Here is a 24,906-nt window from a genome sequence, read left to right on the forward strand (position 1 = left end):
GAGACGCGGTTTATACCCGCGCCTCGGTTAAGCGTCAAATTGCAGCGTCAATAACTCAGTCCCGGGAAACCTGAACCACCAGTTTGCCGAAGTTGCGCCCTTCCAGCATGCCGATGAACGCATCGGGAGCCTGCTCCAGGCCATGGACCACATCTTCGCGGAATTTCACTTTGCCATCGCGCACCCAGGGCGCCATGGCACTGAGGAATTCCGGCTGGCGATCACCATAGTCATCGAACACGATGAAGCCCTGGATGCGCACCCGCTTGGTCAACAAGGTGCGCTGCAACAGCGGCAGGCGATCCGGCCCGCTCGGCGCTTCATAGGCGTTATAGGAGGCAATCAGGCCGCACAGTGGAATCCGCGCCTTGGGATTGAGCAACGGCACCACGGCGTCGAACACTTTGCCGCCGACGTTTTCATAATAAATGTCGATGCCTTTGGGACAGGCGTGTGCCAGTTCTTCAGCAAAATCGGGGCTCTTGTGGTCGATGCAGGCGTCGAAACCCAATTCATCGACCACATACCGGCACTTGTCCGCGTCGCCGGCCACGCCGACCACACGCAGTCCCTTGATTTTCGCCACCTGGCCGACCACCGAACCCACCGCGCCGGACGCCGCTGCAACCACCAGGGTCTCGCCGGCCTTGGGCTGGCCGATGTCCATCAGTCCCATGTACGCGGTCATGCCCGGCATCCCCAACACCCCAAGGGCCATCGACGCACTTGGCAATCCCGAGGGCACCGGGATGATGCTGCGTCCGTCATTGATGCTGTGGCTTTGCCAACCGGTGGCACCGACCACCAGATCACCTTCCTGAAACTTCGGATTGAGCGATCGCTCGACCCGGCTGACAGCGCCCCCGGTCATGACTTCGCCGATTTCCACCGGTGCAGCGTAGGAAGGTGCGTCACTCATGCGTCCGCGCATGTAGGGATCCAGCGACAGGAAAACGGTCTTGAGCAGCACCTGACCGTCGGCCAGATCCGGCAGCGGTACCCGCTCCATTCGGAAGTTTTCCGGCGTTGGCGCGCCTACCGGGCGAGAAGCCAGGACAATACGTTGATTGAGGGTCATGGGGTCGGACATGGCAGCGTCTCCTGTAATCGATGAGGTTCGGTGATATAGGGAGCAGACCTTTGTGGTGGTTTGGCGTTCGATGTTTATTCAGCAAGACCGAGGCGACTTCTTCGCGAGCAAGCCCGCTCCCACATTTGGAATGCAATCCCCTGTGGGAGCGGGCTTGCTCCGGGCGGCGATCCGACGATGGCGGCATGTCAGCCACACATATCTGTCAGCCACACATATCTGTCAGCCAGAAACAAAAATGCCAGGCGCAATGCCTGGCATTTTTGTAGCTCATCTGCCGCCTGAAGGCGAATCAGAATGGCAGTTTCATGCCCGGCGGCAGTTGCATGCCGGCAGTCATGCTGCCCATTTTTTCCTGGCTGTTGGCTTCGATCTTGCGCACGGCGTCGTTGACGGCGGCAGCGACGACCGCTTCGAGCATTTCCTTGTCGTCCTCGCTCAGGCCTTCAACCAGGCTTGGGTCGATGGTGACGCTCTTGACGTCATGGCGACCGGTCATCACCACGGTGACCATATCGCCACCGGCCTTACCGGTGACTTCGGCGTTGGCCAGTTCTTCCTGCATCTTGGCCATTTTTTCCTGCATCTGCTGCGCCTGCTTCATCAGGCCGGCCATGCCACCTTTCATCATGGTAATCACCTCAAAAGTACTTGGATCAAAACAGCGCCCGGCCCATGCGGCCGAGCACCTTCAGTTATTAGCCCTGAGTGACCAGGGCGTCGACAGGCTCAATAGTATCGTTACGGATCACCGCACCGAACTGCTGCATCATTTGCTGGATGAACGGATCACCGTGGATCGATTCCTCCGCCTCGCGCTGACGGTCGGCGCGGCGCCGAGAAGCCGCCTGTGCCGGAGTTTCCTGCTCGGGCTTGATCAGCTCGATGTTCAGGGTCAGCGTGCGCTGGTGATACTGGTTCAGCGCATCGTTGAGACGACGCTGCTGAGTGGCGTTGAACAAGGCACTGTGTGCCGGGTCCAGGTGCATCAGCCAATTGTCGCCATCCACCGCGATCAGCGTGCAGTTGGCGGCGATACTGCCGGTCATGCCGGAAATCGGCAATTTCGGGAACAGCTCCAGCCATTGCAGGGCCAGACCGGTGGCCGGCATTGCCGCGGGCTCAGGCTCGGGTTCCGGAGCCGGGTCAGCAGCATGCTCGCTGGCCAGTTCGTCGAGGTAACTGTAGGCCGAATCCATGTCCGGCTCGATGTAATCCTCGTCCAGCGGCGGCTCGTCATCCAGGTCCATGCCCGGCGTCGCGGCATCGACGTCGGCCACCGAAGGTTCCGGGATCGGCGCGGCAGCCCACTCAGGGGCGTCCGGCACCACGCTGTCCGGCGTCGGCAACGGCATCGGCGGTAATTCGGGTTGTTCGCTGGCGGTTTCCAGTACAGGCTCCACCGCCGGTTGCTGAACGGGCGCGGGCTCGACCGGGTCATTCCATGGCAGGTCGACAACCTCTTCAACCACCACCGCTTCAACCACAGGCGCAGGCGCAGGCTCTGGCACAACGACCGGCGCTTCCGGTTCCGGCGCAGGCGCTGGCGCCGCCACCGGCACAGCCGCTATCGGTGCTACGGCCGCAGCGACTACCGGCGCAACAACCGGCGCGGCAGCCACTGAATTTGCGGAATCAACTGTGGCCTGGCTGATCCCCACTGGCTTTAGCGGTTGCCTTGGGGCATCCGCGGTGTCTGCGGGCCGGAATGCCAGCATCCGCAGCAACACCATTTCAAAACCGCCCCGGGGATCCGGCGCCAGCGGCAAGTCGCGGCGGCCGATCAGGCCCATCTGGTAGTAGAACTGCACGTCTTCGGCCGGCAACGCCTGGGCCAGTGCCAGCACGCGATCACGGTCGCCATGACCGTTATCGACACCTTCCGGCAACGCCTGGGCGATGGCAACGCGGTGCAGCACATTGAGAATTTCCGAAAGCACGCCGTTCCAGTCCGGGCCCTGTTCGGCCAGGTGGCGGACGGCTTCGAGCAACGCCTTGGCATCGCCTTCGATCAGCGCATGCAGGACGTCGTAGACCTGCCCGTGATCGAGCGTCCCGAGCATCGCCCGCACGTCGGCCGCCAGGACCTTGCCTTCACCGAAGGCAATGGCCTGATCGGTCAGGCTCATGGCATCACGCATCGATCCGTCGGCGGCACGGCCCAGCAACCACAGCGCATCGTCTTCGAACGGTACGTTCTCGGCACCCAGCACGTGGGTCAAGTGCTCGACAACGCGTTCCGGCGTCATGTTCTTCAGGGAGAACTGCAGGCACCGCGACAGAATCGTTGCCGGAAGTTTCTGCGGATCAGTGGTCGCCAGGATGAACTTGACGTAGGGTGGCGGTTCCTCAAGGGTTTTGAGCAGCGCGTTGAACGAATGGCTGGAGAGCATGTGCACTTCGTCGATCAGGTAGACCTTGAAGCGCCCGCGGCTCGGGGCGTACTGCACGTTGTCGAGCAATTCGCGGGTATCTTCGACCTTGGTGCGGCTCGCGGCGTCGATTTCGATCAGGTCGACAAAGCGGCCTTCGTCGATTTCGCGGCACACCGAGCATTCACCGCAGGGGGTCGAAGTGATACCTGTTTCACAGTTCAGGCATTTGGCAATGATCCGCGCGATGGTGGTCTTGCCGACCCCACGGGTACCGGTAAAGAGGTAGGCGTGGTGCAGCCGCTGGCTGTCCAAGGCATTGATCAGAGCCTTGAGCACATGGGTCTGGCCGACCATTTCGCGGAACGAGCGCGGACGCCATTTACGTGCAAGAACCTGATAACTCATCGAAAACCGTCGCAGCGAAGGAAGCAGAAGCGGCTAATGCTAGCGGAGCAAGGCACAAATTGCATCCGGTGCGCTCGTGTATTCTGGCCAAGCTGCACATCGGGGGCTTTTAACGGAGTGTTTATGAGGCTGGCCATGGGGGCATTGCTGTTGATCAGCCTGGACGGAGCGGCCGCGCCAGCACCGCTGCGCTTCGTGATAAGCGACAGTTGGACCATGCCCATGGTGCAACTGGAACGGGGCAAACCGACCCAGGGCATCCTGTATGACGTGATGCTCAGTCTCGCGACCCAGGTCGGCTTACCGGCCGAATTCCATGTATTGCCCCGCGGGCGAGTGCAAAGCGCCATGGAGCAAGGCGAGGTCGATGTCCGCTGTTATGCCGCGCAATCGTGGCTGCCCCGGCAGTCCGGCGACTACATCTGGAGCATCCCGCTCTTTACCCAGCCCGACCTGTTGGTCGCCCGGCATGCGCAGCCCGACGCCGTGAACCCGGCAGATCTGCCAAACCAGTCCATCGGCACCGTGCTGAGCTACAGCTACCCGACCCTGCAACCGCTGTTCGACACCAACCAGTTGCATCGCGACGACGCACGCAGCCAGGAACAGGTGCTGGAAAAACTCCTCGCCGGCCGCAACCGCTATGCAGTCAGCAATCAATGGAGCCTGGACTGGTTCAATCAGCGCCTGCTGCCGGAACAACAACTGCACAGTGTGGCGGTGCTGCAGGAGCAGAATATCGGCTGCTACGTACGCAACGACCCGCAAGTGCCGGTGGAGCGCATTCTGCGCACACTGGTGCGGATGAAGATGTCCGGGGAGATCGATGAGACTGTTCGGTTGTATATCGGTGGCGAGCCTGTGGCTGTGGATAAATCGGAAACAACAAAAAACCGCCCCGGACAAGATCCTGGCAACTAGCCAAAGGGTGTTTTCAGAAAGATAACGCGAGAGAACACTCGCCTGGCGTTAAGGTGGCAACCCCACATGTAAGCGTGCCAGTCAACACCCGGAAACTAAAATATGAATGGAACAAGCCGAAAACGAACACCCTGCATATACTCTCGATATAATGGATCAAGAGAAAGATGCGCTTCCTCTCGAAATATTCGCGCGACCAGAAAACCGATAGTTGCTGCATAGATCGTTACATTCGCCAGCGATGTATTTTCCAACACATAGCCCGTAAACGTCAGACAATAACTGGCATAGATAGGATGACGCACCACGCGATACATCCATGCAGTCTTGATAACCCGCTTCGCTGCAACGATCGCAAAGCTGCGGTTTAGAGAAAGCACCCCCAGCACCTGAATGACCGTTCCCACAACAATCAGAAAACTCGCCCACGGGAGTATTCCCCAAGCCTCCGGCCGGAAAAATAATGGGGCAAACGTCCCACCTGCCGCCATCAACCAGTCGAGCGGAATGACCGAAACCGTCTTTGGCTCGCTTCGAAAAATGTACAAAACTGCTGTCAGCGTCTCGGCGAGACAGAACAAAAGCATGGTCAGTTCATGCGTTTCCTGAAATCGGACCAGATGAGCATAAGCAAAAACACTCCACACCCCCGCCAGGATAACTCCGCTATAAAATCCGACCCATCTCGACTGCAGCACTGTAGACAATGAACTCATGCCAGACACTCCCGCCCGAAAAGCAACCAAAATCCGTTTTGAGGTGCCTTGATTTGCACCCCCTTACCCACTGACATTGTCGACACTGCGATTACGTCACCACTGTTCATCACAGCCTAGCTAAAAATCAGACCTCAAGCCTCCACCTTGAAAACACTCTAATGGCAAGACTGAAGTCCGTCCCCGCCCGACTCAGCGACAAGTCAAAACTCCGACACTTTCACGATTCCTTTCAAAACGCACGCCTGCCTTAATGCCTTGAAACTATCGTTCCTTACAACTTGATAGAACTAAGCATTTACCCATAATAACCAATAGGACCAGATATCAATCCGTGCAAATATCGAATCTTCATAACAACATGGCCAACTATTCGATTTGCCTATGGCGATGACTCCGGTAAACCCAAAAAATCAACGGAAGATTGCCCCTGATCGGACCAGGACACGTAGCCAATGGAGTGTGGAGTGTTTGCCAACCTGGGCCAGCAGCGAGAAGGTGTGCAAAGATGCCACAGCAAGGCAATTGGAGAGCGCAGTAAGGTTTTGAAGAGTGCAAACGTAAAGCCTGCACGCTCGCATGGCGCACCACTTTGGCGTACCAGAACGCAGTCACACTTCGAGATTTTTTACTGACAAATCCTTGTAGACTCAAGGATTTAGAGATAGGTGGCGACCCCACCAGCCACACCCCGGCACACAATGTCACCGCTGCGGCTGCTCCCTTCCAGGCCTGACCGGGTTCACGGCTGATCGTTGCGGGGGGACCGATGGGGTCACCATAACGACGCTCACCTGACGGCGAGCCGCGCCATTGTACCTATCTGAGGCGAAGTTACAACCGTTGGTTAGGATTAAAAATATGAGGGGGTTCAAGCACTTGCTATTGCGCCTGAAGCACCTCGTCCGCCCTGCCGCCCTCCTGCTGAATCACCAGGTGGATAAAGTGCAGCCTGGCGATCACCGCAGGCGGCAGGACGAACGGATAGAAATCCGGCTGCCCCATGCTGCGTGACAGTTCATTGAGCATGCCGGCCAGTTCGATCCACGCATTGACGAATGACAGAAAAGCCCCGCCACCTGGATGCTGCGGATCGTAGAGGGTTTCAGGCGGAAACGGCTGATAGTCGAATTCCAGTTCCCGAGCGCTCATGCCAAAGCCCAGCGCGGTGTCCACGGCATCCATCATGTGCAGGTAATGCGCCCAGGTTTCCGCCCAGTCTTCCCACGGGTGCATGGTTGCGTAGGCGCTGACGTAGTGCTGTTGCCAGTCGGGCGGCGCACCCTGCTGATAATGTCGCTCAATGGCTTCGGCATAGCTGGCGCGCTCATCGCCGAACAACCGGCGAAAAGGCTCCAGCCAATGGCTGCTGGCAATCAAGCGGTCCCAGTAGTAATGCCCGACCTCGTGACGAAAATGCCCGAGCAGCGTGCGATAGGGTTCGTGCAAATGCACTCGCATCTGCTCGCGGTGCGCGTCGTCGGCTTCCTTGATATCGAGGGTGATCAAGCCATTGGCATGCCCCGTGGTGGGCGGTTTGCCTTCGAGGTCCATGCCGATGAAATCGAAGGCAAGACCAGCCTCTTCATCGACTGTCCTGGGAAGCACCTGCAACCCCAGGCTGACCAGTTGCGCGACCAGACGCCGCTTGGCGGTTTCCACCTTGCGCCAGCGCTCGTGGTTGGCGGCTATCGACAAATCGGGAATGGTGCGATTGAGGCTGCAGGCAACGCACAAGGCCTCATGGTCATTGGCAGGCAGCAACCAATTACAGGCCGCCGGGGAATCGAGGTTGGCGCAACGTCGAAACAGGCCAGCCTCCGGATCGACATCAAGCAGCCAGGTGCCCGCTTGCGCACCCGGCTGCAGTGAGGACAAGCGACTCTGCTCCGGCTGATAACCCAACGCCGCCGAACAGGCCAGGCACTGGCTGTTGCGAAAAAACAGCGACTGCCCGCAACGACACGACCACACCTTGCTGTTGCGCGAACTTTCACCCATGAACGGCGCGGTGATGCGCGAGCTGAGCTGTTCGAAGAAACGGTACATGGCGATCTCTCCCTGGGCTTGCCAAGACTAGATCATTTCCCAAGGAGGATCGTTCCCAGGTCGAACGCAACCCCTGTAGGAGCGAGCCTGCTCGCGATGGAGTGTCAGTCGACATCAATGCGCCTGATCCACCATCGCGAGCAGGCTCGCTCCTACAGGTTGAATTGCTGCTCAATCTACCTTGCCGTACCCGCGCAATGTTTCAACAAACGCCTCTTCATCCAGCACTTTCAAGCCCAGCTCATTAGCCTTGGTCAACTTGGAGCCCGCGCCGGGTCCAGCCACCACGCAATGGGTCTTGGCCGACACGGAGCCGGCGACCTTGGCCCCCAGGCTTTCGAGCTTGTCCTTGGCCACATCGCGGCTCATCAGCTCCAGGGAGCCGGTCAGCACCCAGGTCTGCCCGGCCAGCGGCAAGCCTTCGACAACCTTCTTCTCGCTCTGCCAGTGCATGCCAAAATCGACCAGTTGCTTCTCGGCCGCTTCGGCCAATTGGCGATTTTCTTCGAGCGCAAAGAACTCGCGCACCGAATTGGCTTGTTTCTCCGGTAGCGCCTGACGCATGTCGAGCCAGTCAGCGCCGATCACCGCCTGCAACGAGCCGAACTTGTCCGCCAGTTTCTGCGCCCCCCCCGGACCGACCGACGGAATATGCAGCTTGTCGAGGAAACCGCCCAATGTCGTACTTGCGGCAAACTCGGCACCCAACTCGCCCTGATCCTGAATCTGCATGCCATGCTTGAGCAAATCGGCGATCACCTGCTGGTTGTGCGCGTCCTCGAAGAAGCTGTGGATCTCGTACGCGACTTCCAGCCCGACGTCCGGCAAGTACGTCAGCACCTGTGGCAAGGCCTGTTGCACCCGCTCCAGCGAACCCAGGGAGCGGGCCAGCACCTTGGCCGTCTCCTCGCCGACATCGGGAATGCCGAGGGCGTAGATGAACCGTGCCAGGCCTGGCTTCTTGCTGTCTTCGATGGCGCCGAGCAGGTTCTTGCTCGACAGCTCGGCAAAGCCTTCCAGATCGACGATCTGCTCGAACGTCAGGGCGTACAGATCGGCCGGCGAACTCACCAGGCCTTCGTCCACCAGTTGCTCGACACTCTTCTCACCCAGGCCCTCGATGTCCATGGCGCGCCGGGACACGAAGTGAATGATTGCCTGTTTGAGTTGCGCGCCACAGGCCAGGCGGCCGACGCAGCGATACACCGCGCCTTCGCTGACCGTCTCACGGCCCTTGCTGCGCTTGATCAGTTGCGTGCGCTCGACATGGGAACCGCACACCGGGCACTGCTCGGGAATCTGCACAGGCCGGGCGCTTTCCGGACGACGCTCCATGACCACTTGCACCACTTGCGGAATCACGTCACCCGCACGACGGATGATCACCGTGTCACCGATCATCAGGCCCAGGCGCGCCACTTCATCCATGTTGTGCAGCGTGGCGTTGGCCACCGTGACACCGGCGACCTTGACCGGTTTCAGACGCGCCACCGGCGTCACCGCACCGGTTCGGCCGACCTGGAACTCCACATCGAGCAGTTCGGTGAGTTCTTCCATCGCCGGGAATTTGTGGGCGATGGCCCAACGCGGCTCACGGGCGCGAAAACCCAGTTCGCGCTGGGAGGCAATGCTGTTGACCTTGAACACCACACCGTCGATTTCATAAGGTAGCGCGCTGCGCCGCTCACCGATGTCGCGGTAGTAATCCAGACATTCGGCGATACCCTGCGCCAGCTTCAGCTCATGACTGATCGGCATGCCCCAGGCCTGGAGTTGCTGCAAATTGCCGGCGTGCGTGTCGGCAATGTCCGCCGACACCTGGCCGATGCCATAGCAGCAGAATTCCAGCGGACGATTGGCGGTGATCTTCGAATCCAGCTGGCGCAAACTGCCTGCCGCCGCGTTGCGCGGGTTGGCGAAGGTCTTGCCGCCGACTTCCAGCTGCGTGGCATTGAGCCGCTCGAAACCGGCCTTGGACATGAACACTTCGCCACGCACTTCCAGGGTCGCCGGCCAGCCAGTGCCGTGCAGCTTGAGCGGAATATTGCGTACCGTGCGCACGTTGACGCTGATGTCTTCGCCAGTCGTGCCATCACCGCGGGTCGCGCCGCGCACCAGGATGCCATCCTGATACAGCAGGCTGACGGCCAGGCCATCGAGCTTGGGTTCACAGCTATATTCAACGGTTGCGCCGCCACCGAACAGGTCGCCCGCCGGCAAATCCAGGCCTTCGGTCACCCGACGGTCGAACTCACGCATGTCGGTTTCTTCGAAGGCGTTGCCGAGGCTGAGCATCGGTACTTCGTGGCGCACCTGGGTAAACGCCGACAGCGCCGCGCTGCCCACTCGCTGGGTGGGCGAGTCGCTGGTGATCAGTTCGGGATTGGCCGCTTCCAGCGCCTTGAGCTCGTTGAACAAGCGGTCGTATTCGGCGTCCGGAATGCTCGGCTCGTCGAGCACATGGTAACGATAGTTGTGCTGATCCAGCTCAGCGCGCAGCTCTAAAATACGGTTCTTGGCGGCGGTCATGGGTGTTCTCTCATAAAGCAAAAGAGCAGCCGAGGCTGCTCAATCCGTTTTGCCGATCATCCCGCGCGCCGCGCGGGAATAACCATTTCAATCAACGCTTCTGGGTCAGGGCGCGGCGTTCGAATTCCACGATGCGCTGACGGTAGTGCTCGATCGTCTGGGCGGTCAGTACGCTGCGCTGGTCGTCCTTCAGTTCGCCGTTGAGCTCCTGGGACAGTTTACGCGCCGCGGCCACCATCACGTCGAAGGCTTGCTTCGGATGGCGAGGGCCTGGCAGGCCCAGGAAGAAGCTCACCGCCGGGGTGCTGAAGTGGTCGATGTCGTCCAGGTCGAATACGCCCGGCTTGACGGCGTTGGCCATGGAGAACAGGACTTCACCGTTGCCCGCCATGCTTTCGTGACGGTGGAAAATATCCATCTCGCCGAAACGCAGGCCGCTTTCCAGAATGTTCTGCAACAGCGCAGGGCCCTTGAAGCCGGCAGCGTCGCGGCAGATCACGCTGATCACCAGCACTTCTTCAGCTTGCGGCTGTTCCTTGTCGCCGACCGATGGCGAGGACTTGGTTTCGGCCGGGAAATCATCGTCGCGGCTGCTGAAACTCGGGCCGCCGTCCAGATCCAGGCTGAGGTTCATGTCGCCCTGGGAAGGCTCGCTGTGGCCACGCTTGCCGCGCTTGGAGCCCGACTCGCGAGGCTCCCGGGCCGGCATGCTCACCGACGGCAGGTCCTGCTCGTCCAGTTGCGGCTCTTTATGGGTGTCCAGCACTCGCGGCGGGCCCAGCAGCTCGGCGCTGCTGTCCTCGTCCGGCAGGTTGGACAGACTTCGATCAAGACGGAACTTCAGTTTTCCCTTGCCGCCGCGCATACGGCGCCAGCCATCGAAAAGAATACCGGCAATGACAATTATGCCGATGACGATCAGCCACTCGCGCAGACCGATTTCCATGTAATCCCGTGCCTCTATGAAAAATGCTGAAAAATAAGGGGTTTACAACCTGTAAACCGCTTTAAAACGTGGCGCCAACTCTATGTTCTGACAGGCGTTTTGCCCACGTATACGAAAAATTGACATTAAACTAGCACGACCAAAGGTAACTTTACACCGTCTACCACGTCGGCTAGCGCGAATATGTCGATTGGCCAGCAAGTCGAAGCGTGGAAAAGAGTCCTACGAACCGTAAACACTCTTCCTGCAATCACGACTCAGGCGTCCACCATCGCCATCGCCTCCTCGACATCCACTGCCACCAGACGTGAACAACCGGGTTCGTGCATCGTCACACCCATCAGTTGTTCGGCCATTTCCATGGCGATCTTGTTGTGGGTGATATAGATGAACTGCACTGTCTGTGACATCTCTTTTACCAATCGCGCGTAGCGTCCAACGTTAGCGTCATCCAGCGGCGCGTCAACTTCATCGAGCATGCAGAACGGCGCCGGATTCAATTTGAAGATCGCAAAAACCAGGGCCAATGCGGTCAGGGCTTTTTCGCCGCCGGAGAGCAAATGGATGGTGCTGTTCTTCTTTCCGGGCGGCTGCGCCATGATTGTTACCCCTGTATCGAGTAAATCTTCGCCCGTCAGTTCCAAATACGCGCGACCTCCACCGAAAACTTTTGGGAAAAGCGCCTGTAAACCGCCATTGATCTGATCAAAGGTATCCTTGAAACGGTTGCGGGTTTCCTTGTCGATCTTGCGAATCACGTTCTCAAGGGTGTCGAGCGCTTCCACCAGATCGTCATTCTGGGCATCCAGATAACGTTTACGCTCCGATTGTTGCTGGTACTCATCGATGGCCGCCAGGTTGATCGCGCCCAGGCGCTGAATCCTCGCGGCGATGCGCTCAAGTTCTTCCTCGGCTTCCTTCTCGCTGGCCTCGGCAGTCAATGTCGCAAGTACGCCGTGGAGATCGTAGCCGTCTTCCAGCAACTGGTCGTGCAAGGTCTTGCGGCGCACGGTCAGGGCTTGCCATTCCATGCGTTGGGTTTCGAGCTGACTGCGAATCAACTGGGATTGTTGTTCGGCCTGGCTGCGGCGCTTCTCGGCGTCGCGCAATTCGCGGTCGGCGTCTTCAAGGGCGATCTGCGCGGTCTTGAGCTCTTCGTCGACGGTCATGCGTTTGTCGAGCAACTCCTCGAGCTTCAAACGCAATTCTTCCAGTGGCGCTTCGCCCTCCTCCAGATTGAGGCTCAGTTGCTCGCGCTTTTCGGTCAGCCGCTCGGACTGCATCTCCAGACGCTCCAGCGCCTGGCGCGTCGAATCATGCTGTGCCTTGAGCGAACCTAAACGCACCGCCAACTGGTGGGCGTGATCCTTGTGTTGCCGCGCTTCCTGACGCACCCGGTCCAGGCGCTCACGCAAACTGTCGCGCTGCGCCAGCAGCAACTCACGCTGCTCAGTGTCCAGCGCCATGCTGTCGAGGGCTTCCTGCAATTGCAGGCGCGCTTCGCCGATGTTTTCGTGCTCCAGGGCGCGTTGTTCGTCCAGCTCGGTGAGCTCTTCGTCGAGGCGGGTACGGCGCAGGGTCAATTGCTCGACCTTGGCTTTGCCGGCCGACAATTGAGCCTTCAACTCACCTTGCTGACGCGCTTCGTCCTGCAGCAAGCGGCGCAAATGTTCGCGACCGTTTTCCTGCTGACGCTGCTGGGCCCTGAGATTCTGCAGTTGGGTTTCCAGGGTTTCGACAGCGGCTTCAAGCGCTTCGCGCTCAAGGCCCAGTTGCTGGATTTCCTGACCACGGGCGAGCACGCCGCTTTCCGCTTCACTGGCCCGGCGCACCCGCAGAAAATGCCGACCGACCCAGTAACCGTCACGACTGATCAGGCTCTGCCCGGCAGCCAGTTGCCCGCGCAAGGCCAAGGCCTGTTCAAGGCTGTCGACCGGCTTGACCTGCCCCAGCCATGGCGACAGGTCGATCTGCGCTTCAACCTTGTCCAGCAAGCTGCCCGGCACTCGTACGCCATCGCTGGCCGGGCTGAGCAAACGCAAATCGCCCTGGGCAAAGCCCGACAGATCGAAATCGTTGAAATCGTCCACCAGCACCGCTTGCAAGTCGGCACCGAGCACGGTTTCCACCGCCAGCTCCCAACCGGCTTCAACCTTCAGCCCTTCGGCCAGGCGCGGACGATCCGCCAGGTGCTGCTCGCGCAGCCATTCGGCGGTACCGGTACCCGGGTCGAGCGCGGCTTGCTGCAAGGCTTCAAGCGAAGCCAGCCGCCCGTTGAGCCGCTGCAAATCACCTTGGGCCTGCTGTTGCGCCGACAGCGCCTGCTGCAGCTCCTGACGCAATTGCTCAAGTTTTTCGACCTGCGCTTCTTCGCTGGTCTGCAAATCCTCAAGGGTCGCTTCGGATTCAGCGAGCTGCTCGCTGAGTTCCATGATCGCCGCGTCTTCCGGGTCCGCCGAGAGCAAGGCGCGCTCTTCACCAAGACGCTTCTGGCGATCGGCCAGACGCTCAAGGCTGGTTTCCAGCTGCTGGATCCGCGATTGCTGCACTTCGGCCTGACGGCGCGGCTCGGCGGCGCTGAGGTTGAACGTATCCCACTGCTCCTGCCAGCCATGCATGGTGGTTTCGGATTCTTCCAGCGCGGCAGCGGCCTCTTCGGCGGCGGCGCTGGTGACTTCCTGTTCCGGGGTGAGCATGTCCAGCTCTTCGCCGAGGGTCAGCAGCAACGTGCGGTCGTGGCCCAGGTGGGATTCGGTTTCCAGGCGTGCGCGCTCGGCTTCTTTCAGGTCGTCCTGCAATTGCCGCAGACGCTGCTGGCCGTGCTGGATGCTCTGCTCGACCCGGGCAATGTCGCCGCCGACCGAGTAGAAGCGCCCTTGCACCAGATTGAAGCGCTCCGACAGGTCGTGGTGCCCGTCACGCAGGCGCTCGATGCTCGCGTCGGCATTGCGTTGCTCGGCCACCAGGGCTTCGAAGGAAACTTCCTGATTACCGATGATCGCTTCACGCTGGCCGACCTGATCGTTCAGCGCCTGCCAGCGCAGGGCTGACAGCTGGGCCTTGAGCTGACGCTCCTCGCCCTTGAATTCCTGATACTTCTTGGCGGCCTCGGCCTGGCGGTGCAAGCGTTCGAGCTGACGCTCAAGCTCTTCACGCAGGTCGGTGAGGCGCTCAAGGTTTTCGTGGGTGCGGCGGATACGGTTTTCCGTCTCGCGCCGGCGCTCCTTGTACTTGGAGATGCCCGCGGCTTCTTCGATGAAGTTACGCAGGTCTTCGGGCTTGGATTCGATCAGCTTGGAGATCATCCCCTGCTCGATGATCGAGTAACTGCGCGGACCAAGGCCGGTGCCGAGGAAGATGTCAGTAATGTCACGACGCCGGCATTTGGTGCCGTTGAGGTAATAGGTGGTCTGGCTGTCGCGGGTCACTTTGCGGCGAATGGAAATTTCCGCGTAGGCAGCGTACTCGCCGAGCAGTGTCCCGTCGGAGTTATCGAACACCAGCTCGATGCTCGCCTGGCTCACCGGCTTGCGACTGGTAGAGCCATTGAAGATGACGTCGGTCATCGACTCGCCGCGCAGGTTCTTCGCCGAACTTTCGCCCATTACCCAGCGCACGGCGTCGATGATGTTCGACTTGCCGCAGCCATTGGGTCCGACCACCGCCGCCATGTTACTGGGGAAGTTCACCGTGGTCGGGTCGACGAAGGACTTGAACCCCGCCAGCTTGATGCACTTTAGGCGCACGCTCAGGCGTCCGTCAGAGCGGAGATCACCAGCTCGCAACTGCGCTGGGCGTAAGCCGTCAGCACCACGCGAATCTGCACAAAGTCACGGGCGATCACGGCCGCGAGCAAGCGTTCGAACAGTTCCAGGAACTCGCTCATCGACGCCTTGCGCTGGTCCAGGGCAAGGAAATAGGCACGACTCATGGCCGGCTGCAGATTCTCGACGGTTTCCTGCAGGTACGGGTTGTTGGCAAACCCATAGGTGGCACGCATCACGCTGAAACTATCGTCGACGAAGGTGTGGATGTCCTGGCGCTCGTAGCTGGCGGTCAGGCGCTGCTGGATCTGCACGAACGGCGCGAGGTCAGCCTCGACTTTCCAGCCACTGGCCACGGAATTGGCCAGCAGGATGTACATCTCGCTCATCAGCGTGCACAGGCTCTGCACCTTGTGCGGCGTGAGCTCGGTCACATGGGCGCCACGTCGCGGCAGGATCGCGATCAGGTGCCGACGCTCGAGGATCAGCAGAGCCTCGCGGACCGAACCACGACTGACATTGAGGGCCAGTGTGACCTTCTGTTCCTGGATGCGCTCCCCGGGCTTCATTTCGCCGCGAATGATGCGTTCGGCGAGGTGGTGAGCGATTTGCTCGGCGAGGCTGTCCGGCGCCTTGAACGTCATGGCTGTTCTTCAAACTCTTCGATCTGTACAAGCCGCGCAGTGTAGCGCAATTGCTGCCTCATGGCGGAGTGCCCGCCCGGAGGTTTTTGGCACGATTCAAGCTAATTCAAGCAAAAAGGCAGGCTATCGAACCAGCGACAATAATTAAGGAACAGGTGGTTGATCGACAAAATGCAATTTCCTGACCTTTAAGTCAGAAAATCATTGACCGAAAAGTCAGACCTGCTAAATTCGGTCCTATCGGTTAACAACAATAATGAGTCTGCGAGGCCTTCCGTGATCCAGTTTTTACTAAACCAGGAACTCCGTAGCGAGCACGCCCTGGACCCGAACCTGACCGTGCTCAATTATCTGCGCGACCATGTGGGCAAACCCGGCACCAAAGAAGGCTGCGCCAGCGGTGACTGCGGCGCCTGCACCGTGGTGGTCGGCGAATTGCAAACGGATGATGACGGCCGCGAACACATTCGCTATCGCAGCCTCAACTCGTGCCTGACCTTCGTCTCGTCCCTGCACGGCAAACAGCTGATCAGCGTTGAAGACCTCAAGCACAAAGGTCAACTGCACAGCGTGCAGAAAGCCATGGTCGAATGCCACGGCTCGCAATGCGGTTTCTGTACCCCTGGCTTCGTGATGTCGCTGTTTGCCCTGCAAAAGAACAGCGATGCACCGGATCATGCCAAGGCCCACGAAGCACTGGCCGGCAACCTCTGCCGCTGCACCGGCTACCGGCCGATCCTGGAAGCCGCCGAACAGTCCTGCTGCGGCAAGCAACCGGACCAGTTCGACGCCCGCGAGGCCGACACCATCGCGCGCCTGAAAGCCATTGCCCCTACCGATATCGGCGAACTCAACAGCGGCGACAAACGCTGCCTGGTGCCACTGACCGTGGCCGACCTGGCCGACCTCTACGACGCTTATCCACAGGCCCGCCTGTTGGCCGGCGGTACCGACCTGGCGCTGGAAGTCACGCAGTTCCACCGCACCCTGCCGGTGATGATCTACGTCGGCAACGTCGCCGAAATGAAACGCATCGAACGTTTTGACGATCGTCTGGAAATCGGCGCCGCTACGGCCCTTTCCGATTGCTACGAGGCCTTGAACGCCGAGTACCCGGACTTCGGTGAATTGCTGCACCGCTTCGCCTCCTTGCAGATCCGCAACCAGGGCACCCTCGGCGGCAACATCGGCAACGCCTCGCCGATTGGTGACTCGCCGCCCCTGCTGATCGCCCTCGGTGCGCAAATCGTGCTGTGCAAAGGCGAAACCCGCCGCACCCTGGCGCTGGAAGATTACTTCATCGATTACCGCGTCACCGCGCGCCAGGAAAGCGAGTTCATCGAGAAGATCATCGTGCCGCGCGCCAGCGTCGAAAAACTGTTCCGCGCCTACAAAGTCTCCAAGCGTCTGGACGACGACATTTCTGCTGTGTGCGCCGCCTTCAACATTCGCCTGGAAAACGGCGTGGTGGCCGAGGCCCGCGTCGCCTTCGGCGGCATGGCAGCCATTCCGAAACGCGCCGCAGCCTGCGAAGCCGCGTTGCTTGGTTCGCCATTCAACAACGCCACCGTTGAACGTGCCTGCGCTGCCCTGGGCGAAGATTTCACGCCGCTCTCGGACTTCCGCGCCAGCAAGGAATATCGCCTGCTCAGCGCGCAGAACCTGCTGCGCAAATACTTCATCGAACTGCAAACACCGCACATCGAGACTCGGGTGACCGCTTATGTCTAATCATCACGCCGTAGAGAAGACCCAAGCCGAATTGGCTGAACTGTTCGCCAAGGACCTGACCACCGGTGTCGGCCGCAGCGTCAAGCACGATAGCGCCGCCAAGCATGTCGCCGGTGAAGCGCAGTACATCGACGACCGCCTGGAGTTTCCGAACCAGTTGCACGTTTATGCGCGCATGTCGGACCGCGCCCATGCCCGCATCATCAGCATCGACACCGCGCCCTGCTACGCCTTCGAAGGCGTGCGCATCGCCATTACCCACGAAGACGTACCGGGCCTGAAAGACATCGGCCCATTGATGCCCGGCGACCCGTTGCTGGCCATCGACACGGTACAGTTCGTCGGTCAGGTAGTGGTGGCCGTGGCCGCCCGCGACCTGGAGACCGCACGCAAGGCCGCCATGGCCGCCGTGATCGAATACGAAGACCTGGAGCCGGTGCTGGACGTGGTCGAGGCCTATCGCAAAAAGCATTTCGTGCTGGACACCCACACCCATCAACGCGGTGATTCGACAGGGGCATTGGCGACCGCGAAAAACCGTATCCAGGGCACGCTGCACATCGGCGGCCAGGAGCACTTCTACCTCGAAACCCAGATCTCTTCGGTAATGCCCACCGAAGACGGCGGCATGATCGTCTACTGCTCCACGCAGAACCCCACCGAAGTGCAAAAACTGGTGGCGGAAGTGCTGGACGTGTCGATGAACAAGATCGTCGTCGACATGCGCCGCATGGGCGGCGGTTTCGGCGGCAAGGAAACCCAGGCCGCGAGCCCGGCCTGCCTGTGCGCGGTGATCGCGCACCTGACCGGCCAACCGACCAAGATGCGCCTGCCACGGGTCGAAGACATGCTGATGACCGGCAAGCGCCATCCGTTCTATGTCGAATACGACGTGGGCTTCGACGACAGCGGGCGCCTGCATGGCATCCAGCTGGAACTGGCGGGTAACTGCGGCTGCTCGCCGGACCTGTCGAACTCGATTGTTGACCGTGCCATGTTCCACTCCGACAACTCGTACTACTTGGGCGACGCGACCATCAACGGTTATCGCTGCAAGACGAACACTGCGTCGAACACCGCCTACCGTGGTTTCGGCGGCCCGCAAGGCATGGTCGCCATCGAGGAAGTGATGGACGCCATCGCCCGTCACCTGGCCCTCGACCCGCTGGCGGTGCGCAAGGCCAACTACTACGGCAAGACCGAGCGCAACGTCACCCATTACTACCAGACCGTCGAGCACAACATGCTCGAGGAGATGACCGCCGAACTGGAAGAAAGCAGCCAGTACGCCGAGCGTCGCGAAGCCATCCGTCGCTACAACGCCAACAGCCCGATCCTGAAAAAAGGCCTGGCGCTGACCCCGGTGAAATTCGGTATTTCCTTCACCGCCAGCTTCCTCAACCAGGCAGGCGCCTTGGTCCACGTCTACACCGACGGCAGCATCCACCTCAACCACGGCGGCACGGAAATGGGCCAGGGCCTGAACACCAAGGTCGCGCAGGTCGTGGCCGAAGTGTTCCAGGTGGAAATGGACCGCGTGCAAATCACCGCGACCAACACCGACAAAGTACCGAACACCTCGCCGACCGCCGCTTCCAGCGGTGCCGACCTTAACGGTAAGGCCGCGCAGAACGCGGCGGAAACCATCAAGCAACGCCTGGTGGAATTCGCTGCCCGCCAATACAAGGTCAGCGAAGAGGACGTGGAATTCCACAACGGCCACGTGCGCGTACGCGACCATATCCTGACCTTCGAAGCACTGATCCAGCAGGCGTACTTCGCTCAGGTGTCGCTGTCGAGCACCGGGTTCTACAAGACCCCGAAAATCTACTACGACCGCAGCCAGGCCCGTGGCCGGCCGTTCTACTACTACGCCTTCGGTGCGGCGTGCTGCGAAGTGCTGGTCGACACCCTGACCGGCGAATACAAGATGCTGCGCACCGACATCCTCCACGACGTCGGCGCCTCGCTGAACCCGGCCATCGACATCGGTCAGGTCGAGGGTGGTTTCATCCAGGGCATGGGCTGGCTGACCATGGAAGAGCTGGTGTGGAACAACAAGGGCAAGCTGATGACCAACGGCCCGGCCAGCTACAAGATCCCCGCCGTGGCGGACATGCCGCTGGACCTGCGGGTGAAGCTGGTGGAAAACCGCAAGAACCCGGAAGACACGGTGTTCCATTCCAAGGCCGTGGGCGAGCCGCCGTTCATGCTTGGCATCGCCTCGTGGTGTGCAATCAAGGACGCGGTGGCGAGCCTGGGCGATTACAGGCATCAACCGAAAATCGATGCACCGGCGACCCCGGAGCGGGTGTTGTGGGGCTGTGAGCAGATGCGCCAGTTGAAGGCGGCGAAGGCTGTCGAGGCTGAAACCGAGCTGGCTTCGCTCTAAGACCGAGGCGCCGCCTTCGCGAGCAAGCCCGTTCCCACATTTGGAATGCAATCCCCTGTGGGAGCGGGCTTGCTCGCGAAGAGGCCCGAACAGACAACAACGATGTCGAGGTGAACATGTACAACTGGATCGACGCCCTCGCCGACCTGCAAAACCGGGGTGAGCCCTGCGTGCTGATAACCATCATCGAAGAGCTCGGCTCGACGCCGCGCAATGCCGGCTCGAAGATGGTCATCAGCGCGAACCAGGCCTTCGACACCATCGGTGGCGGACACCTGGAATACAAGGCCATGCAGATCGCCCGCGAAATGCTGGCCAGCGGCAAACAGGACACCCATCTGGAGCGCTTCAGCCTCGGTGCCAGCCTCGGCCAATGCTGCGGTGGTGCCACGGTATTGCTGTTCGAACCGATGGGCCAGGTACAGGCGCAGATCGCCGTGTTCGGTGCCGGCCACGTGGGCCGGGCGCTGGTGCCACTGCTGGCCAGCCTGCCTTGCCGGGTGCGCTGGATCGACTCGCGGGATGCGGAGTTTCCCGAACAGATCCCCCATGGTGTACGCAAGATCGTCAGCGAAGAACCGGTGGATGAAGTCGATGATCTCCCTGCCGGGAGCTATTGCATCGTGATGACCCACAACCATCAACTCGACCTCGAACTCACTGCCGCGATTCTCAAGCGCAACGACTTCGCCTACTTCGGCCTGATCGGCTCGAAGACCAAGCGCGTGAAGTTCGAACATCGCCTGCGCGACCGCGGCTTCGACACCAGCGTCGTGCAACGCATGCGCTGCCCGATGGGTATCGGCGAAGTCAAAGGCAAGTTGCCTGTGGAAATCGCCATCTCCATCGCCGGCGAAATCATCGCCACCTATAACGCGAATTTCGGTCAGCACACCGCCAGCACCGGATCGATTGCCAAATTGCTGCCTGCGTCACGCCGCAGCCAAGCCTCCAACTGAGAATTCTCATGCCTCTGACTCGCAAAGCCTACCGCGCCGCCATCCTGCACAGCATCGCCGACCCTGCCATCGTGGGCATCGAAGCCTCCTACGAGTACTTCGAAGACGGTTTGCTGGTTGTGGATAACGGCCAGATCAGCGCCCTCGGCCACGCCAGCGAACTGCTGCCGACCCTGGCGGCTGACGTCGAAATCACCCACTATCAGGACGCACTGATCACTCCCGGCTTCATCGATACCCACATCCATTTGCCGCAAACCGGCATGGTCGGTGCCTACGGCGAGCAATTGCTGGACTGGCTCAACACCTACACCTTCCCGTGCGAAAGCCAGTTCGCCGACAAGGCCCACGCTGACGAAGTCGCGGACATTTTCATCAAGGAACTGCTGCGCAACGGCACCACCACTGCGCTGGTGTTCGGCAGCGTGCACCCGCAATCGGTGAACTCGTTCTTTGAAGCCGCCCAACAGCTGGATCTGCGGATGATCGCCGGCAAGGTGATGATGGACCGCAACGCGCCGGACTACCTGACCGACACCGCCGAATCCAGCTACGTGGAAAGCAAGGCGTTGATCGAGCGCTGGCACGGCAAGGGTCGCCTGCACTACGCCGTCACCCCGCGTTTCGCACCGACCAGCACCCCGGAACAACTCACCCTGGCCGGCCAGTTGCTGACTGAATACCCGGATCTGTACATGCAGACCCACATCAGCGAAAACCTCAAGGAGATCGAGTGGGTCAAGGAGCTGTTCCCGGAACGCAAGGGCTACCTGGACGTCTACGATCACTACCAGTTGCTCGGCGAGCGCTCGGTGTTCGCCCACGGCGTGCACCTGTGCGATGAGGAGTGCGCGCGACTGGCAGAAACCGGTTCGGCCATCTCGTTCTGCCCGACCTCGAACTTCTTCCTCGGCAGCGGCCTGTTCAACCTGCCGATGGCCGAGAAGCACAAGCTCAATGTCGGCATCGGCACCGATGTGGGCGGCGGCACCAGTTTCTCGCTGCTGCAAACCCTCAACGAAGCCTACAAGGTCATGCAGCTGCAAGGCGCACGCCTGAGCCCGTTCAAGTCGCTGTATCTGGCAACCCTCGGTGGCGCCCGCGCGCTGCGTCTGGAAGACAAGATCGGCAACCTGCAACCGGGCACCGACGCCGACTTCCTGGTGCTGGACTACAACGCCACGCCACTGCTGGGCTATCGCCTGAAGCAGGCCAATAACATCGCCGAGACGTTGTTCGTGTTGATGACGCTGGGGGATGACCGGACAGTGCTGCAGACTTATGCGGCGGGGAATCTGGTGCATCAGCGGTAAAATTTGCCAGGCATAAAAAATCCCCCGGTGGTGTTCAGCCCCGGGGGATTTTTTGTGTCATTGATGCCGCCTTCGCGAGCAAGCCCGCTCCCACAGGTGTACGCATTCCAATGTGGGAGCGGGCTTGCTCGCGAAGCAGGCACCGCGGTCCATCAGATTTTCGCTGGCGAACGCCCTGGCTTCTTGGTCTGCAACAAATGCGAGAACACCGCATGCAGATCATCCGAAGCACTTTCCTCGTCGAGGTTGAGCTTGCTGTCGATGTGATCCATGTGATGCATCATCAAGTCGACCGCCAGTTCAGCGTCGCGTTTCTCGATGGCGTCGATCAACTGGGTGTGCTCGTCGTAGGAGCAGTGGGAACGGTTGCCGCTTTCGTACTGGGCGATGATCAGCGAAGTCTGGGACACCAGGCTGCGCTGGAAGCTGATCAACGGGGCGTTTTTTGCCGCTTCGGCCAGTTTCAGGTGGAATTCGCCCGACAGGCGGATGCCGGCACCACGGTCGCCACGGGAAAAGCTGTCGCGCTCGTCGTTGACCATCTGGCGCAATTCGGCAATCTGCTCGGCGGTGGCGTGCTGCACCGCCAATTCGGTGATCGCGCGCTCGACCAGACGTCGGGCCATGAACACCTGTCGCGCCTCTTCGACGCTCGGGCTGGCGACGACGGCGCCGCGATTCGGACGCAGCAGCACCACGCCTTCATGGGCCAGGCGCGACAAGGCGCGGCGAATGATGGTGCGGCTGACCCCGAAAATTTCCCCCAGCGCTTCTTCGCTCAACTTGGTGCCGGGCGCCAGACGCTGCTCGAGGATGGCCTCGAAGATATGCGCGTAGACAATATCGTCCTGGGTACCGCTGCGGCCGGCTTTGCCTGCTCGCGGTTGTTTCTTTAGGGGTTGCAACTGTTCGTTCATGGGCACTCGAGTCGGAAGAACTGCGGCGAATTGACGGTGACTGTAATACGGCACAGTGGGTCGCTGGCAAGTATCGCGTAAAAAACACCACGATTGTACACAATGGATGGTGGCAACACGACTGTACGGCTGAATGTTGCCTCGGCTGTATCGCAACGCCTGGTTACTTTTGAGTTTAGGCTTGTTCGCAGAATCCGCCCTCCTGTGGGAGCGGGCTTGCTCGCGAATGCAGTCTGTCAGCAACATCAATGTCGACTGACACGCCCTCTTCGCGAGCAAGCCCGCTCCCACATGGCTCTGCATCGCTGCGGACATCTTCATTGGTATAAGGAACACCGCCGTCATGAACGACGCCACGCACACCCAACTCCGTCCATTGGCCGATACCTCGACCTCGGCCATCGTCGCCGGGTTCATCGCCATGATGACCGGCTACACCAGCTCCCTGGTGCTGATGTTTCAGGCCGGGCAAGCGGCGGGCCTGAGCAGCGGGCAGATTTCTTCGTGGATCTGGGCGATTTCCATCGGCATGGCGGTGTGCTCCATTGGCCTGTCCCTGCGCTATCGCACGCCGATCACCATTGCCTGGTCGACCCCCGGTGCCGCGTTGCTGATCACCAGCCTGGGCGGCGTGAGCTACGGTGAGGCCATTGGTGCCTATATTACCTGCGCGGTGCTGGTGACGATTTGCGGGTTGACCGGCAGCTTCGAACGGCTGGTGAAAAAAATCCCGGCATCCTTGGCCGCCGCCCTGCTGGCAGGGATCCTGTTCAAGATCGGCAGCGAGATTTTCGTCGCGGCGCAACACCGCACCGGCCTGGTATTGGGGATGTTTGCCACTTATCTGCTGGTCAAGCGCCTGTCGCCGCGCTATGCGGTGCTGGCGGCATTGCTGATCGGCACGGCATTGTCAGGCTTCATGGGGCTGCTGGATTTCAGCGGTTTTCACCTGGAGGTGGCGACGCCGGTCTGGACCACGCCACACTTCTCCCTGGCAGCGACCATCAGCATCGGCATCCCGCTGTTTGTCGTCGCCATGACGTCACAGAACATGCCCGGTATCGCCGTATTGCGCGCCGACGGTTACACGGTGCCAGCCTCGCCGCTGATCACCACCACCGGCATCGCCAGCTTGCTGTTGGCACCGTTCGGCTCGCACGGGATCAACCTGGCGGCGATCAGCGCAGCGATCTGCACCGGACCGCACGCCCATGAAGATCGCAACAAGCGCTACACCGCAGCCGTCTGGTGCGGGATTTTCTACGGGTTCGCCGGCGTGTTCGGCGCGACGCTCGCCGCATTGTTTGCCGCGCTGCCCAAGGAACTGGTGCTGTCGATTGCTGCGCTGGCGCTGTTTGGCTCGATCATCAACGGCCTGAGCATTGCCATGAGCGTAGTGAAGGAGCGTGAAGCCGCGCTGATCACCTTCATGGTCACGGCATCGGGGCTGACGCTGTTTTCCATCGGTTCGGCGTTCTGGGGGATTGTCGCGGGGGTGGTGACTCTGGTGATTCTGAACTGTAGGAGCGAGCCTGCTCGCGATGGTCGTCAACGATAACGCTGGAAACCTGAGACCCCGCGGCGCTCTCAGGTTCATCGCGAGCAAGCTCGCTCCTACAAAGAGCAGGCAAAAAAACGGCGACCCTCGGGTCGCCGTTTTTTTCAGAACATCAAGCTACCGGATTGATCGGCTTTTCCGGGTACCAGACGTCCAGCAGCGGGCTGACTTCAACACTGGTCAGCTCGGTGCGGCCTTTGAGCCAGGCTTCAACGGCAGCGCGCTGTTCAGCGCTGACCGAGCCACGCTTCTGCAGGCAAACCAGACCGTAGTCGTCGCCGCCAACATAGCCCAGGCCGTTGGCTTCCATGGCTTCTTTGAGGAACGCATCGAGGAAAGCATCAATGGCTTCATCAGCCAAATCTTCTTTGAAATCCAGGTTCAGTTCGAAACCCAGCTCTTGAAATTCATCGACGCACAGTTTTTTGCGCAGACGCTGGGAACGGTTAGTCGCCATTGGAACAATCCTCTTAAGTAATAACGGGCGGCACTTTAGCAGTTTAAGCCGCCGATTGCCTGACTCTGTGGGCCACTATGCCTACCGTCGGTAAAAAAATAGCCCGTCAGACCGCCCGCGCACGGCACAAGCCGTGACAC

17 protein-coding genes and 1 other RNA gene are annotated in these 24,906 nt (G+C 60.3%); 6 read left to right on the forward strand and 12 right to left on the reverse strand.

The annotated features are described in order from the left end of the window. Window positions 1–55: 55 nt before the first annotated feature. The 3 genes from ACEN8Q_RS14070 to dnaX form a co-directional block, all read right to left on the reverse strand. Window positions 56–1,090: an NADP-dependent oxidoreductase gene (locus tag ACEN8Q_RS14070; protein ID WP_413705366.1), complete on the reverse strand. Its 1,035-nt coding sequence runs from the start codon at window positions 1,088–1,090 to the stop codon at window positions 56–58. 292 nt (window positions 1,091–1,382) lie between these two features. After that, a complete protein-coding gene (locus tag ACEN8Q_RS14075; RefSeq protein ID WP_007985911.1) occupies window positions 1,383–1,721 on the reverse strand; it encodes a YbaB/EbfC family nucleoid-associated protein in 339 nt (112 codons plus the stop codon). A 67-nt stretch (window positions 1,722–1,788) separates the two neighbouring features. Next, on the reverse strand, window positions 1,789–3,870 hold the full coding sequence (dnaX, locus tag ACEN8Q_RS14080) for a DNA polymerase III subunit gamma/tau (protein ID WP_413427388.1): 2,082 nt from the start codon (window positions 3,868–3,870) through the stop codon (window positions 1,789–1,791). A gap of 123 nt (window positions 3,871–3,993) precedes the next feature. On the opposite strand from dnaX, the gene ACEN8Q_RS14085 reads away from it, so the two are divergent. After that, window positions 3,994–4,791, forward strand: coding sequence for a substrate-binding periplasmic protein (locus ACEN8Q_RS14085; protein WP_413427387.1), 798 nt, complete (start codon window positions 3,994–3,996; stop codon window positions 4,789–4,791). Between the two features lie 95 nt (window positions 4,792–4,886). Here the strand turns inward: ACEN8Q_RS14085 and ACEN8Q_RS14090 are convergent, their stop codons facing one another. From ACEN8Q_RS14090 to ACEN8Q_RS14120, 7 genes are all read right to left on the reverse strand, one after another. Next, window positions 4,887–5,507: a methyltransferase family protein gene (locus ACEN8Q_RS14090; protein WP_413705367.1), complete on the reverse strand. Its 621-nt coding sequence runs from the start codon at window positions 5,505–5,507 to the stop codon at window positions 4,887–4,889. Between the two features lie 675 nt (window positions 5,508–6,182). Next, an RNA gene (ffs, locus tag ACEN8Q_RS14095) (signal recognition particle sRNA small type) lies at window positions 6,183–6,279 on the reverse strand. Between the two features lie 110 nt (window positions 6,280–6,389). Beyond that, window positions 6,390–7,556 (reverse strand): putative zinc-binding metallopeptidase, encoded by a 1,167-nt coding sequence (locus ACEN8Q_RS14100; RefSeq protein ID WP_413705368.1) that lies wholly within the window; start codon window positions 7,554–7,556, stop codon window positions 6,390–6,392. A 171-nt stretch (window positions 7,557–7,727) separates the two neighbouring features. Then, window positions 7,728–10,085, reverse strand: a complete 2,358-nt coding sequence (ligA, locus tag ACEN8Q_RS14105; RefSeq protein WP_413427384.1) for an NAD-dependent DNA ligase LigA — start codon at window positions 10,083–10,085, stop codon at window positions 7,728–7,730. 91 nt (window positions 10,086–10,176) lie between these two features. Continuing rightward, a complete protein-coding gene (gene zipA, locus ACEN8Q_RS14110; protein ID WP_413427383.1) occupies window positions 10,177–11,031 on the reverse strand; it encodes a cell division protein ZipA in 855 nt (284 codons plus the stop codon). Between the two features lie 257 nt (window positions 11,032–11,288). After that, window positions 11,289–14,777: a chromosome segregation protein SMC gene (smc, locus tag ACEN8Q_RS14115; protein WP_413705369.1), complete on the reverse strand. Its 3,489-nt coding sequence runs from the start codon at window positions 14,775–14,777 to the stop codon at window positions 11,289–11,291. 2 nt (window positions 14,778–14,779) lie between these two features. Then, complete coding sequence (locus ACEN8Q_RS14120; RefSeq protein WP_413705370.1) at window positions 14,780–15,439, reverse strand: GntR family transcriptional regulator; 660 nt, start codon at window positions 15,437–15,439, stop codon at window positions 14,780–14,782. Window positions 15,440–15,715: 276 nt separating this feature from the next. On the opposite strand from ACEN8Q_RS14120, the gene xdhA reads away from it, so the two are divergent. The 4 genes from xdhA to guaD all read left to right on the forward strand — a co-directional run bounded on the left by xdhA (window position 15,716) and on the right by guaD (window position 21,834). Beyond that, window positions 15,716–17,170, forward strand: coding sequence for a xanthine dehydrogenase small subunit (xdhA, locus tag ACEN8Q_RS14125; RefSeq protein WP_322614141.1), 1,455 nt, complete (start codon window positions 15,716–15,718; stop codon window positions 17,168–17,170). Further along, a complete protein-coding gene (xdhB, locus tag ACEN8Q_RS14130) occupies window positions 17,163–19,562 on the forward strand; it encodes a xanthine dehydrogenase molybdopterin binding subunit (protein ID WP_413705371.1) in 2,400 nt (799 codons plus the stop codon). Before xdhA ends, xdhB begins: the two co-directional genes overlap by 8 nt. Before the next feature lie 116 nt (window positions 19,563–19,678). Beyond that, window positions 19,679–20,521: a xanthine dehydrogenase accessory protein XdhC gene (xdhC, locus tag ACEN8Q_RS14135; protein WP_085716804.1), complete on the forward strand. Its 843-nt coding sequence runs from the start codon at window positions 19,679–19,681 to the stop codon at window positions 20,519–20,521. An 8-nt stretch (window positions 20,522–20,529) separates the two neighbouring features. Further along, window positions 20,530–21,834, forward strand: a complete 1,305-nt coding sequence (gene guaD, locus ACEN8Q_RS14140; protein WP_413705372.1) for a guanine deaminase — start codon at window positions 20,530–20,532, stop codon at window positions 21,832–21,834. A 152-nt stretch (window positions 21,835–21,986) separates the two neighbouring features. On the opposite strand, the gene ACEN8Q_RS14145 is transcribed toward guaD, so the two are convergent. Then, the gene (locus ACEN8Q_RS14145) at window positions 21,987–22,751 is read right to left on the reverse strand and encodes a GntR family transcriptional regulator (RefSeq protein WP_008021853.1); all 765 of its coding nucleotides are present in this window, start codon (window positions 22,749–22,751) and stop codon (window positions 21,987–21,989) included. Between the two features lie 343 nt (window positions 22,752–23,094). Between ACEN8Q_RS14145 and ACEN8Q_RS14150 the strand changes: the two genes are divergently transcribed. Then, on the forward strand, window positions 23,095–24,309 hold the full coding sequence (locus ACEN8Q_RS14150; protein WP_413705373.1) for a benzoate/H(+) symporter BenE family transporter: 1,215 nt from the start codon (window positions 23,095–23,097) through the stop codon (window positions 24,307–24,309). Between the two features lie 112 nt (window positions 24,310–24,421). On the opposite strand, the gene ACEN8Q_RS14155 is transcribed toward ACEN8Q_RS14150, so the two are convergent. Next, window positions 24,422–24,766 carry a YggL family protein gene (locus ACEN8Q_RS14155; protein ID WP_007971486.1) on the reverse strand — a complete coding sequence of 115 codons (345 nt, stop codon included), beginning with the start codon at window positions 24,764–24,766 and terminating at the stop codon, window positions 24,422–24,424. Window positions 24,767–24,906 lie beyond the last annotated feature (140 nt).

Origin of the sequence: Pseudomonas sp. Pseusp16 (assembly GCF_047324915.1) — a bacterium.
GTDB classification, from domain to species: domain Bacteria; phylum Pseudomonadota; class Gammaproteobacteria; order Pseudomonadales; family Pseudomonadaceae; genus Aquipseudomonas; species Aquipseudomonas fluorescens_CD.

Coding starts and splice junctions, on each gene's coding strand:
- ACEN8Q_RS14070 (WP_413705366.1), bottom strand. CDS start 1,090: ATGTCCGACCCCATGACCCTCAATCAACGTATTGTCCTGGCTTCTCGC.
- ACEN8Q_RS14090 (WP_413705367.1), bottom strand. CDS start 5,507: ATGAGTTCATTGTCTACAGTGCTGCAGTCGAGATGGGTCGGATTTTAT.
- ACEN8Q_RS14100 (WP_413705368.1), bottom strand. CDS start 7,556: ATGTACCGTTTCTTCGAACAGCTCAGCTCGCGCATCACCGCGCCGTTC.
- xdhB (WP_413705371.1), top strand. CDS start 17,163: ATGTCTAATCATCACGCCGTAGAGAAGACCCAAGCCGAATTGGCTGAA.
- guaD (WP_413705372.1), top strand. CDS start 20,530: ATGCCTCTGACTCGCAAAGCCTACCGCGCCGCCATCCTGCACAGCATC.
- ACEN8Q_RS14085 (WP_413427387.1), top strand. CDS start 3,994: ATGAGGCTGGCCATGGGGGCATTGCTGTTGATCAGCCTGGACGGAGCG.
- ACEN8Q_RS14075 (WP_007985911.1), bottom strand. CDS start 1,721: ATGATGAAAGGTGGCATGGCCGGCCTGATGAAGCAGGCGCAGCAGATG.
- ligA (WP_413427384.1), bottom strand. CDS start 10,085: ATGACCGCCGCCAAGAACCGTATTTTAGAGCTGCGCGCTGAGCTGGAT.
- ACEN8Q_RS14150 (WP_413705373.1), top strand. CDS start 23,095: ATGAACGACGCCACGCACACCCAACTCCGTCCATTGGCCGATACCTCG.
- ACEN8Q_RS14155 (WP_007971486.1), bottom strand. CDS start 24,766: ATGGCGACTAACCGTTCCCAGCGTCTGCGCAAAAAACTGTGCGTCGAT.
- dnaX (WP_413427388.1), bottom strand. CDS start 3,870: ATGAGTTATCAGGTTCTTGCACGTAAATGGCGTCCGCGCTCGTTCCGC.
- xdhC (WP_085716804.1), top strand. CDS start 19,679: ATGTACAACTGGATCGACGCCCTCGCCGACCTGCAAAACCGGGGTGAG.
- ACEN8Q_RS14145 (WP_008021853.1), bottom strand. CDS start 22,751: ATGAACGAACAGTTGCAACCCCTAAAGAAACAACCGCGAGCAGGCAAA.
- ACEN8Q_RS14120 (WP_413705370.1), bottom strand. CDS start 15,439: ATGACGTTCAAGGCGCCGGACAGCCTCGCCGAGCAAATCGCTCACCAC.
- zipA (WP_413427383.1), bottom strand. CDS start 11,031: ATGGAAATCGGTCTGCGCGAGTGGCTGATCGTCATCGGCATAATTGTC.